We start from the raw sequence: 11,292 nt of genomic DNA, 5'->3' as shown, positions 1-11,292 counted from the left end.
TTCAGTTTAAAATCAGTAGTGCCTAAAGGACACCAATCTTGGCTCATCAATTTTCTGACAAATATTTCTCAAATAAACTTCGAGTCATTTCTACCATCAATCAATGAAAATAATTTCGATCGATCAACCAGTAAAAATCCACACAAGTTGTTCTTCATAAGCTCTTAATGATCTTCTCGATGCTTCGTCAGCATCAAGCTAGGTCGGCTATATTACACTGAATTTCTAAAGTGTCAATCCGTAATTTAAATTAATTTAAACTTATCCAACAAAACCTAATCTTAACACTTCGTGCTAAGTTACTGTTTTATCAGAAGTTTTAATCTTCATCACTGCCGATGGATGTGCATTCTACAGGATTTCAGAGCGCTTGCAACACCTTTTTCAAGAAAATCATTTTGCATGTACATTTTTTACTCTTTTTGTGTATTTTCATTCATTTTTTATACAAATTTGCTTAAATGATGTCTATTCGTGAATATAACGTTTATTATTTTTATACTAATAAGTAGTGCTCCTTACTCAGACAAGGCCTCGGGTTTCCTTATGCATCGTTCTATTTACTTATCTATATGCTTATTTTCTCTAGTATCAAGCGTACATGTTTTCGCAGAGGTCAACACGGCTGTGGAAAATGAATCTTTGAAAACGCCACTCAGAACCAAAATATCGGCCAAGGCACAACAATTACAGACACAGCTAAAAGTCGATGCCAGTGCAGCACAGGCTGAAGAAGTCAAAGATCCTTTCCAACCGTTAAATAGAAAGATTTATCAGTTTAATGATGCGATTGACCGTACTGTGGTACGTCCTATAGCTGTTCAGTATGTTGAGAAAGTTCCACAGGATGTCCGCGGTAGCTACACCAATTTCCGTAATAACCTGGGTGAACCCTGGAATGTGGTCAATCAGCTGATTCAGGGTCGTCCGACCCGCGCAGCAAAATCCTTGGGACGTTTTACCATTAATACTTTAACGACCTTAGGTTTGGCTGATCCGGCACGTCGCCTTGGTTTAAGTCATGAAGACGAGAGATTTGGAACTACTTTGGGTTATTATGGTGTTGCGTCTGGTCCTTATATTATGTTGCCATTTTTAGGCCCAAGTTCAGTGCGTGGGGTGATTGGTACTGCTGTAGATAGTCAAACCCGCCCACAAAAATATCTTCTCGAAGATGAAGATGGGCTTTACTGGACCGACCAGTTCTGGCGTGCCATTGATAACCGCTCGGAAATACTGGATGTTGAAGGGGTGCTGACCGGTGATCGTTATGCCCAGATTCGGGATATTTACTTGCAACGCACCAATTACGCGATTGCTGAAAAGAAAGGTACAGAACAAGATACCCTATTCCTAGAAGATGACTTCGAAGAAGATAGTTCTGAAGATATACCTTTTGATGAGAACAATATTGAATCTTCAGAAGAAGATCTTTAAGTTCATGCTTGATGTATGATTGCTAGTGAAATCTGTTCGCTAGCAATACCTTGCTTGTTATAGTACATCGTATAACCAACCCTGAGATCGAATCACTTTTTTATGTATTTCATTCAACCGACTCGTGATATTCCCTATTTAGATCAGGTACTTGATACGCTTCCGCATATTCAGATGATCTATCTGGATGATCATGAGCTGTATGATTCTACGATTATCGCAATTGCAGATGTACATGACTATCTGAAATATAAGTGGAATCTGCCTACCATTGTGCTGGCCTTAGAGCATGAAGGCACAGCGTTGGCTCAGGCTTGGGAGCAAGGGGCGCTGGCAGGCTGGATCTGGAATAAACTTCCTGAAAATCCTGACCTGGCGCTGCAAAAAATTGATGCGCAATATAAACGTAACCAGGATAGCCGTGATCTGCCTTCTGCGGCAGAACTACAAAAAAGATTGTTACCCAACCCGATTAAACTGACCAATTATGAGGTCGAAACTTATTTTCAGCCTTCAGCCTATCTTTCTGGAGATTGGTATGATTACTGGAAAATTAGCGACAAAGAAGTGATTTTCTATTTGGCCGATGTATCTGGACATGGCGTCACCAGTAGTTTACTCACGTCCTGGATGGCGGCTTTTCACGGTCGCTCCAAAACGCCGCGAGAGCTGATTAAAAAGCTTAACGGCATGCTAATGCAGGAAAATATTGAAAAGCACATCACCATGATTGCCGGGATTTTAAATCTGGAAACCCATGTATTGAAATGGTCCAGTGCCGGACATTATCCCCCACCGATTATATTTGAACCCAATCAAGAACCTAAGATTTTCTCTACCAGCAGCTTCCCTTTAGGCCTGACCGAAGAGCTTGAGGTTGAAGAAAACGAATGGGTATTAAGCCCTAATGCCCGTTTTATTATCTGTTCAGATGGTGCACTGGAACCCTTTGATGGTGGATTAAATGAGCAATTTTCACAATTATTACATCACTTGCAGAATGAGTCATTTCAGGCTCCAGAACATGTGGCCGACGATATCGCCTTTTTAAGCTTTATCCGCGTAAATTAGCAGTATATTTACAGACTTTATAAGCACTTAATTTGATTACCACTTTCAGCTACTTGAGTATCAATACACCCTATGGGATAATTTAATATCCTTCTCTGCAAATGGCATTTATATGTCAACAGGTCATGTTGAATATGCAAGTCTGAATGGAACGCATATTTTTAAGCTTATCGGCGAAGTGCGTGCCCAATCTTGTATTAGTCTAGACAAATTACTGAACAAAATTGAACAGCAGGACAACGTAGTTGGCGCTATCGTTGATCTCACCGAAACCAGTTTTATTGACAGTACCGTACTGGGTGTTTTGGCCAAGTTAGGACTGAAACTCAAGCAAGTACATAATATTCAGGCTGTTATGCTTTCCACCAATTCCGACATTACTACTTTGGCCAACAGTATGGGACTGAGCCAGGTGTTTGTGATTCTGAATTATTGTGGCGATCCGAATGTCTGCACCCGTGCGCTGATGGAAGAACATGTCACGCATCAAAATATGCTAAATACCGTTCTGGATGCGCATAAAACCTTGATGAAGCTAAATCAAAGCAACCAGAATATGTTTGAACCTTTAGTCAAACAGTTACAGAAAGAGCAAGACAATTTAGATAAAATCTCCGAGCAAAAGGTATAACGACTATATAAGAGGACCGCATGACTTTACTTTCTGTTGCACAAATGAATTCTCAAAATGAAATTGACGCCAATTTTGTGGAGATTGAGTCTTTAATTCAACAAAGTAAGGCCAATGGTGCTGAGTTAATTGTTTTCCCGGAAAATTTCGTCTGTTTCGCAGCAGGCAAACAACGCGAAACTGCTGCACAATTTGAAGTCATTCAACAACGTCTGGAACAACTTGCCCATCAATATCAAACCTGGATTGTGGCCGGGACTTTGCCCTGCCCTTATCGTCCGGATGGTTCAATCATTCAAGATGGCCGGGTGCGTACTGTCAGTCTGTGTATCAGTCCTGAACGAACCGAAGCGCGTTATGACAAAATTCACTTATTTGATGTACAAGTCGGCGATGCTGTCGGTGGTTATCAGGAGTCCAAATTCTTTGAGCCTGGTACAGAGGTGGTCGTTGCCAAGACTCCTTTTGGCAATATCGGCTTGATGGTCTGTTATGACCTGCGCTTTCCAGAACTGGCTTTAAGCTTACGTGCTAAGGGTGCAAACCTGCTGACTGCGCCTTCTGCATTTACCTATACCACCGGTGAAATGCACTGGCAGTTATTGCTGCAAACCCGTGCCATGGATAGCCAGTGTTCGGTACTTGGCGCTGCTCAACAAGGCTGGCATGGTGAAAAACGTCAGACTTGGGGGCATGCAGCTGCCACCAATAGCCGCGGCCAACTGTTGAATATGATCCATGCTGATGGCGCACATTTGATTACGGTGGACTTTGATTTAAGTGAACAGCAAAAAATCCGTGAATCCATGCCTTTAATGCAACATCGTAAACTGCTACAACTTTCTTAAGAAACCTGCCCGGATACTTGCATAAATTAACAAAATCCCTGCTTATTCTTCAGGCAAAATCGCCGAGCATAGAAGCTCCATGAACAATAAATAGGGATTAAGCTCATGTCATTAGAAAAAGCCGTCTATACCGCACATGCCAAAGCCACAGGTGGTCGTGATGGCCGCGCCACCTCTGACGATCAGATTTTAGATGTACAATTGGCCGTGCCCAAAGAAATGGGGGGACCTGGTGGTGGAACCAACCCTGAACAGCTCTTTGCCGCAGGTTATTCGGCATGTTTCTTGGGTGCGATGAAATTTGTTGCCAATCGTGACAAACTGAATATGAGTAAAGATGCTTATATCGAGGGTGATGTAGGAATTGGTCCAATTCCGACCGGGTTTGGTATTGAGGTGACTTTAAATATCCATCTTGAAGGTATGGATCAGCAAGAAGCGCAAAAACTGGTAGATGCCGCGCATATTGTCTGTCCGTATTCAAATGCAACCCGCAATAATATTGATGTGAACTTAAACGTCATTACTTAATTTTTCGATTCAACCGCTATCCTGAAAAAATGCTTCAGGATAGCTAGAGCGCTATTATAAAATTTTAATCGCTGCATCTTCCCTTAAAAACAAATTCTCTTTTCAAAACAAAAGCAAAAATCTTAATACTTATATATAATGATTCTTATTTGCAATGATTTATTTTAAGTCACCATGTTCAAATTATTTATTTCTAGTTCTCTCCTGTTCAGCATTGCGACTGCCTCTTTTGCAGAGCTGCAAATTTCAGAAAAAGTTCGCCCCCAAGTAAAATCTGTAGTTAATGCCGGGATTGAACGTCTGCCCATTCCTGCAACACCCAACAATATGATTCTGCCTGAATTTGGTAAAGGTATCATTGGTTGGGGTGCTGGCCCCAAAGATGCCGAAGTCCGTTTCCAGCGTGTCACCACAGCCGATGTTGAAAAAATGAAACAGGATGGGGTTACTTTAGAAATGGCGCAGGCCTGGCAGACCTTCTATGAAAATGAAACTCAGCGGAATCCGGGCAATCCGACTGCACCTTTTCGGGCCCAACTGATGAAAAAAATCGTCAGCCTCTGGTAAATATCCAGATATCCTGAGGATAAGTCATTAAAAGCAGCAGATTAAAAAATTATTCTGCTGCTTCATTGGTGACCCGTAATACTTCTTCAATGGTAGTTTTCCCTGCCAAAACTTTGCGCAGACCATCATCCCGAATCGAACCGGATTGCTGCCGTGCATAACTTTCTATTTCGTATTCGGCCGCATTGCCATGAACCAGACGGCGCATATGATCATCGACGGGCACAATTTCATAAATCGCAGTACGCCCACTAAAACCAGTATTGCCACAGCGCTCACAACCCTGTGGTTGCGGCAGTCTTAAATCCTGTGGATGTTCAATATTTTCAAACAGTTTCTTTTCAAAAGCATCTGCTTCATGCCAGGTCGCGCAATGCGGACATAACGTTCTGACCAGACGCTGGGCAATTACCCCAATCAGGGAACTTGAAAGCAGGAACGGCTCAATGCCCATATCCTTCAAACGCGTGACAGCACCAATCGCGGTATTGGTATGCAGGGTCGACAACACCAGATGCCCCGTCAAGGAGGCCTGCACCGCAATTTCTGCGGTCTCCAGATCACGAATTTCACCCACCATCACCACATCAGGATCTTGGCGCAGCATGGCTTTTAAGGCACGTGCAAAGGTCATATCCACTTTGGTATTCACCTGGGTCTGACCAATACCTTCCAGTTGATATTCAATCGGATCTTCAGCGGTGAGGATGTTTTTGGAACCATCATTCAGGTCAGAAAGTGCGGCATATAAGGTGGTGGTTTTACCCGAACCGGTGGGACCAGTGACTAAAATAATGCCGTGTGGACGATGCACCAGAGTTTTCAGTCGATCATAGTCATTATTCATCAAGCCCAAATGGGTCATATTTAAACGACCGGCCTGCTTGTCCAGCAGACGCATCACCACACGCTCACCATGAGAGGATGGCAAAGTAGATACACGGACATCGACTTCACGTCCGGCCAGACGCAAGGAAATACGACCATCTTGTGGAATACGCTTTTCCGCAATATCCAGTTTGGCCATGACTTTAATCCGCGAGACCAAAAGCGGCGCAAGTTCACGGCGTGGCTGGACAATTTCACGGAGCTGGCCATCGACCCGTAAACGTACCGACAGTTTTTTCTCAAAAGATTCAATATGAATATCGGAAGCCCCGACCCGAATCGCTTCAGACAATAATGCATTGATCAGTCGTACAATCGGCGCATCATCTTCCTGATCCATCAGATCTTCAGCTTCAGGTACGGAATCGGCCAGACTGAGTAAATCCGGATGATCTTCCAGACCCGCAGCCACCTGTTGTGATTCGCCGCTATCTCCGGCAAAACTGGAGCTGAGTAACTGGTTAAATTCCTGTTCGCTGCACAGCTGAAAATGAGCCGGATAACCGAGCAGACGGCGCGCTTCCTGCAATGCAAGCATCGAGGTATTGTCACGACGCAGAATAAAGGCCTGATCTCCCTCATAACGCAACAGCACACCATGGCGCTTGGCGAAGCTATATGGGATTTGTAATTGTTTAAGTACTTGCATCGCGGATTATAATAATGATGAAAAAATTTAAATTGAGTGTACTCTAAGCATATGACAGCGTGAAGTATGTTTTCAAAGATTTAGCAAGAAAGGGTGCCAACATTGCCGCAAGATAAAGATGAATTAATCCCGAATACAGCGAAAATGCGCTGGTGGGGAGAACAGATTTTTGAAATAAATCAATCCAAAGCCTGGCAGTTTGGTTCCTTGCTGTTTCGTCTGACTCGAGGCATTCAGGAATGGCGACTGGAATACTATCGTCCTGTGGTGCAATATGATTATGAGCAGCAATGGCATCAGATTGATGATCCGAACTTTGCCTTTCCAGCGCCGGTGCACATTGAACGTTATATGTTCAAATCCACCCAAAATAAATTACAGTTGATGCCACGTTTGGCAAACCGTTCGGTGGTGATCAAGCCGGTTGATCCGATTTATATTCCTGCCGGACAACGTGGTACGCTTTATATCAGCACGCCCTTATGGATTGCTGGTTTTGTCGAGGGGCAGCGCGAACCAATTTTTGATCTCCCGGTGATCTTGCCAAAAGACACCTGGTTTGGGCCGAATCATCGCTCAGGTGAAATCTGCTATGCCACTGCAGTCGATGGCAGAACTGAACTGAAACAATTGCATCCACGCGCTTTTCGTGCGGTTACACCGATTGAATTTCACAATACCAGTAACCAGCAATTGCGCTTTGACCGGATGAATGTCCCGGTGCCTGCCCTGCCGTTATTTTACAGTGAAAGTACCGGGCGCTTATGGACCTCGCAAATCCGGGTCTTGCATGAAGGTTCGGACCGCCCACCGCGTATTCGGGTGGAGAACCGTACCCCGCCAAATGCCGGTGAAGTCGCCTATCTGCATCCACCGCGTGATCCGGCGGGCGCTTTATTTAATATGTTTGATTCATTTTTCTAAGGGCGTCTGATGCCAAGTTCAAATATTCCGACCGAAGTCACCAACAGCCTGAAGGGAGTATTTACCAATATCAATACCGACCGTTTAACCGAAATTTTGGTCGCGGTGGTGTTATGTTTTATTGGTTTCCTGATTGCGCGCTTTATTTCCAATACCTTTATTCGGACCATTGGTGTACGTTTTAATGCCCATCAGAAGCTGGTCTGGCGCCGCGGGATTTTCTATTTTATTTTCCTGCTGTTTGTAATGGCCAGCCTGAAAGAAGCCGGTTTTAAACTGAGTGTCTTCCTCGGGGCTGCCGGGATTCTCACCGTAGCCTTGGGTTTTGCGTCACAAACCTCGGCATCCAACCTGATCAGCGGTCTGTTCCTGATTGGTGAGGGTTCTTTCGAAGTCGGCGATACTATTCAAATCACCTTGATTCGTGGGCATACCATTGAAGGTGAAGTGATTTCGATTGACCTGCTTTCAGTCAAACTCCTCACGCAGGATAATATCTATGTACGTTTGCCGAATGAACAGCTGATTCGGGCACCGGTACAGAACCTGTCAAAATTTCCGATACGGCGTATTCCGATTACGCTGGCGATCAATTTCCACGAAGATATTATTAAAGTACGAGAAGTGCTGCTGGATGTCGCCAATAAGTATCCATTAGTTTTGGCTGACCCGAAACCTGCAGTCACCGTTACCGCCTTTCGTGAATCATCCATCGAGTTGTTATTTGCGATCTGGTGCCAGCAGGAAAATTATCTGAAAGTACGCGATGAAATGCAGGAACGGATTCGTAATGGCTTTGTCGATAATCAGATTGAAATTCCAGTGCCGAAAATGGGCTTTGTCGACCATCCATTATCTCGCCCCTTAGAGAATGTTGATATTGACCAATACGCCAATGACAAGGCCCTCAAAAGAGAGCCTGATCTAAAATAACCCTTCGATTCCCTCTCCTTTTTAAAGGAGAGGCTTAGGGAGAGGATTCAATCAGTTTTCTCTGGCATCGGTGCAATATAGGCAATCAGCAGCATCACCCCACCTGCCAGCAAGAAGGAAATGACTCGCGTCAGGGTGCCAATATGCGACAGGTCAAAGAGCACCAATTTTAAGGTCACAACCACCAGAATACTGCCACCTAAAATCCACATCGGCTTCAGGTTTTTTAAGGTTGCCGTCCACATGGTGATCCAGGCCAGCAATACCCAAAGTACAGTCAAGCTGAGTTGCACCGTCGCATTACCCCATAGCTCCATATCATTAAACGGCGTGTGTAAATACACATGTAAAGCTCTTAAAACCATATAACTGGAAAGCCATAACAGGCTCAACACCATCAAGACTGCGATCATGCCCTTATCACGGCCAACCTTAATCTGTTGCAACAGCATCCAGATAAAACTGGCAAACATGGCGATACTGATCAGGTCAAAAGGATTCAGAATCGGCAACCAGTAATACTGGAATGCTTGCTGACTAAATAACTGTGAACATACCAGCCAAGTGGCCATCAGCAATAAACAACACTTGGTTTGCCAAAGCTGCTGCCAGCCTGATTGCAGGTCCTGTCGATAGCACCACAGGCAAAACAATAAAGGTAAGATCACCATACTGAAATAAGGCATGCTCGGGATCAGACACAGACTGGCCAAAGCCAAACTGCTAAAAACGCCCAAACTCATCCATTCTTTGGATAGCTGCAAACCAGCCAGCGGTCTGAGCCACAGAATCGCTAATAGCATCGCCGAAAGGGCAAAAACCCCGCGCTCCAGACCGCTATCCCAGACAATCACCGCATTTTGACTGCGATCCAGTGTCAAAATCACTGCAATGACCAGCAAGGGTGAGATACCACTCCACTTCGGTAGCAACCAGGACCATTGCTGATTTTTGCGCAGAATCATTTCATTCAACAGCACATAGCCCAGTGTGATGATGAATAAACTCAACACATAGGCATGCTGACTCGAAAATTCATCTTCCAGCAAGGCAAAGAGCATTAAACTGGCTGCAACACTTAAAGTACTTAAAAAACTGACACTCAGACTATCCAGTTGCTGCTGGTATTTTTCTTTAAGCTGACTGATCGCCACCACTGCCACATAACACAGACTCAAAATCCAGAAAATCATCCGCGGTGTGGGATTGATTTCGACCAGATAATACAGGCTGCTAAATCCGGCCATCAACAATAAGCCCATACTTAAATAATGCGCCACCCGGACATTTTTCTCTAAGGCCCACAGATAAATTAGTACCCCTTCCACAGCCCAACCAACCACACTCCATTGTTCGGTCAATAAGATCGGTGGCACCAGTGCCAGAAAAATCAGCATCAGACTCAGATAACTTTGTGAAATAAGCTGAATCGTTTGTTTTTGGCGCAATAAAGTCCAACAAGTGGCAAAGACCCCTGCGAACAACAGACTTAGACCGGCTTGCCAGAGTTTTTGATCGGGCTGATTAAAGTGAATCAGATACAGAAAAATATAAGCAGTAATCGGTGCGGCAAAAATCAAGGCCAAGTCGAGTACCGGTTTTAGCTGAAAACGGGACAAATCCTGTCGTGCCAGCAACTGGCTAAAACGAAAACCCAGCCAGATAAACAGCGCACTATGCGCCAGAATCAGCGCAGTCATGGCATAACGCTCATGAGTATCACCATGAATCAGGCTATACATTCCACCGACAATCGCCGTAATTAAAAAGGCAATCTGATTGAGAACTTTCCAGGGGCGGAAGCTGCTCAGCACTGCCACCCCGACATTAATCAGCAAGTAATAACTGATCAGCTCAACAGCGGAAGCATCTCGGATTGGCAAGGTAAACGGCGCCAGATAAGCAATCAGCAAAGCCATTATGGCCAGTTCGATACTTTCCTGTTTCAGACTTAAATACAGCGTCATTGCCAAAATGATGATAAATACACATGCTGCCAGCGGTAGGGTTGGAATCACCAGATTGTAATAGGCAAAGAATAAAGTCAGGAACAGACTCCCTAAACCTAATCCTTCCAGCGCCAAAGCAAAACTGCGGTTTTTAGGAATCAGCCGATAGCCCAGTCCTGTTACAAACAAACTGGCCAGCGCAACCAGACCTAATTTAGCAGCCAGACTCAGCTGCCAGTGCTCGGTGGCAAAACGCAGCAACAAAATAACCCCGATCACTAAAATACTAATGGCGACTTTTAAGACCGGATTGCCCTGAAAGATCCAGCGCTGCACTTGATCGATGAGATTAGGCGTGGACTGAGAATTTAGAGCCGGTTGAGCAGTCACAGGTGCAGCATCAGACCAGTTCGGTGGTGTCGAGGGTGGTGGATCGGCAGAATAAGATTGCGACTGTAACTGTATCAAGCGCCCTTCCAGACGTTGCAGCCATCGGAGTAAAAAGAACACCCAGGCGGTAATCCCGATGCCCATCAACCAGTCAAGCTCGGCCAGCCCACCGACAATGGCAATAATTGAAGAGACATATAAAGGAACTTTCGAATTGCGTTCCAGAGACCTCTGCTGCTGTGCAGCCAGTTGCTGTAGCGGGGCTTCTACTGCGCTGACATATTGCATCACACTGAAGAGAAAACCCACACCACACAGATAAGTCACAATCTGATAATCCAGATACCAGGCACTGATCCCGACAATTAGCAGAGTAATCAGCCAGATCATGCGTAACTCATTGCGTCCTGCAGCCATTCTTATCTTTCTCTTTCCTGAATCATTCCATCATACAACAGCTTGTGCTGCTTATTT

10 protein-coding genes are annotated in these 11,292 nt (G+C 44.7%); 8 read left to right on the top strand and 2 right to left on the bottom strand.

The window, feature by feature from the left end; genetic code table 11:
* The first annotated feature begins 546 nt into the window (after positions 1 to 546).
* The 6 genes from FTU44_RS13080 to FTU44_RS13055 all read left to right on the top strand — a co-directional run bounded on the left by FTU44_RS13080 (position 547) and on the right by FTU44_RS13055 (position 5,085).
* Positions 547 to 1,437, top strand: coding sequence for a VacJ family lipoprotein (locus FTU44_RS13080; protein WP_180051049.1), 891 nt, complete (start codon positions 547 to 549; stop codon positions 1,435 to 1,437).
* Between the two features lie 102 nt (positions 1,438 to 1,539).
* On the top strand, positions 1,540 to 2,508 hold the full coding sequence (gene gigA, locus FTU44_RS13075; RefSeq protein WP_005095839.1) for an RsbU family protein phosphatase GigA: 969 nt from the start codon (positions 1,540 to 1,542) through the stop codon (positions 2,506 to 2,508).
* Between the two features lie 112 nt (positions 2,509 to 2,620).
* Positions 2,621 to 3,139 (top strand): anti-anti-sigma factor GigB, encoded by a 519-nt coding sequence (gene gigB, locus FTU44_RS13070; protein ID WP_004647542.1) that lies wholly within the window; start codon positions 2,621 to 2,623, stop codon positions 3,137 to 3,139.
* A 20-nt stretch (positions 3,140 to 3,159) separates the two neighbouring features.
* Positions 3,160 to 3,987 carry a carbon-nitrogen hydrolase family protein gene (locus FTU44_RS13065; protein ID WP_074384078.1) on the top strand — a complete coding sequence of 276 codons (828 nt, stop codon included), beginning with the start codon at positions 3,160 to 3,162 and terminating at the stop codon, positions 3,985 to 3,987.
* Between the two features lie 105 nt (positions 3,988 to 4,092).
* Positions 4,093 to 4,518 (top strand): organic hydroperoxide resistance protein, encoded by a 426-nt coding sequence (locus tag FTU44_RS13060; protein WP_005095836.1) that lies wholly within the window; start codon positions 4,093 to 4,095, stop codon positions 4,516 to 4,518.
* Positions 4,519 to 4,692: 174 nt separating this feature from the next.
* Positions 4,693 to 5,085 carry a DUF4951 domain-containing protein gene (locus FTU44_RS13055; protein WP_100355709.1) on the top strand — a complete coding sequence of 131 codons (393 nt, stop codon included), beginning with the start codon at positions 4,693 to 4,695 and terminating at the stop codon, positions 5,083 to 5,085.
* A 49-nt stretch (positions 5,086 to 5,134) separates the two neighbouring features.
* On the opposite strand, the gene gspE is transcribed toward FTU44_RS13055, so the two are convergent.
* The gene (gene gspE, locus FTU44_RS13050) at positions 5,135 to 6,622 is read right to left on the bottom strand and encodes a type II secretion system ATPase GspE (RefSeq protein WP_005172539.1); all 1,488 of its coding nucleotides are present in this window, start codon (positions 6,620 to 6,622) and stop codon (positions 5,135 to 5,137) included.
* 144 nt (positions 6,623 to 6,766) lie between these two features.
* Between gspE and FTU44_RS13045 the strand changes: the two genes are divergently transcribed.
* Together FTU44_RS13045 and FTU44_RS13040 are read left to right on the top strand one after the other, a co-directional pair.
* On the top strand, positions 6,767 to 7,546 hold the full coding sequence (locus FTU44_RS13045; protein ID WP_167381259.1) for a hypothetical protein: 780 nt from the start codon (positions 6,767 to 6,769) through the stop codon (positions 7,544 to 7,546).
* Between the two features lie 9 nt (positions 7,547 to 7,555).
* Entirely contained in the window at positions 7,556 to 8,479 is a 924-nt protein-coding gene (locus FTU44_RS13040; RefSeq protein ID WP_005095828.1) for a mechanosensitive ion channel family protein, read from the top strand.
* A 47-nt stretch (positions 8,480 to 8,526) separates the two neighbouring features.
* Here FTU44_RS13040 and FTU44_RS13035 read toward each other — a convergent pair whose 3' ends face one another.
* On the bottom strand, positions 8,527 to 11,235 hold the full coding sequence (locus FTU44_RS13035) for a DUF2339 domain-containing protein (protein WP_180051046.1): 2,709 nt from the start codon (positions 11,233 to 11,235) through the stop codon (positions 8,527 to 8,529).
* Positions 11,236 to 11,292: the final 57 nt, after the last annotated feature.

This window comes from Acinetobacter sp. YH12105 (assembly GCF_013419095.1).
Lineage (GTDB): Bacteria > Pseudomonadota > Gammaproteobacteria > Pseudomonadales > Moraxellaceae > Acinetobacter > Acinetobacter pseudolwoffii.
The sequence above is the reverse complement of the archived record's forward strand: the minus strand, read 5'-3'. Positions and strand labels throughout refer to the sequence as shown.

Excerpts from the sequence above, each read along its gene's own strand:
- FTU44_RS13060 (WP_005095836.1), top strand. The coding sequence starts at position 4,093 with ATGTCATTAGAAAAAGCCGTCTATACCGCACATGCCAAAGCCACAGGT.
- gigA (WP_005095839.1), top strand. The coding sequence starts at position 1,540 with ATGTATTTCATTCAACCGACTCGTGATATTCCCTATTTAGATCAGGTA.
- FTU44_RS13055 (WP_100355709.1), top strand. The coding sequence starts at position 4,693 with ATGTTCAAATTATTTATTTCTAGTTCTCTCCTGTTCAGCATTGCGACT.
- FTU44_RS13045 (WP_167381259.1), top strand. The coding sequence starts at position 6,767 with ATGCGCTGGTGGGGAGAACAGATTTTTGAAATAAATCAATCCAAAGCC.
- FTU44_RS13035 (WP_180051046.1), bottom strand. The coding sequence starts at position 11,235 with ATGGCTGCAGGACGCAATGAGTTACGCATGATCTGGCTGATTACTCTG.
- gspE (WP_005172539.1), bottom strand. The coding sequence starts at position 6,622 with ATGCAAGTACTTAAACAATTACAAATCCCATATAGCTTCGCCAAGCGC.
- FTU44_RS13065 (WP_074384078.1), top strand. The coding sequence starts at position 3,160 with ATGACTTTACTTTCTGTTGCACAAATGAATTCTCAAAATGAAATTGAC.
- gigB (WP_004647542.1), top strand. The coding sequence starts at position 2,621 with ATGTCAACAGGTCATGTTGAATATGCAAGTCTGAATGGAACGCATATT.
- FTU44_RS13080 (WP_180051049.1), top strand. The coding sequence starts at position 547 with ATGCATCGTTCTATTTACTTATCTATATGCTTATTTTCTCTAGTATCA.
- FTU44_RS13040 (WP_005095828.1), top strand. The coding sequence starts at position 7,556 with ATGCCAAGTTCAAATATTCCGACCGAAGTCACCAACAGCCTGAAGGGA.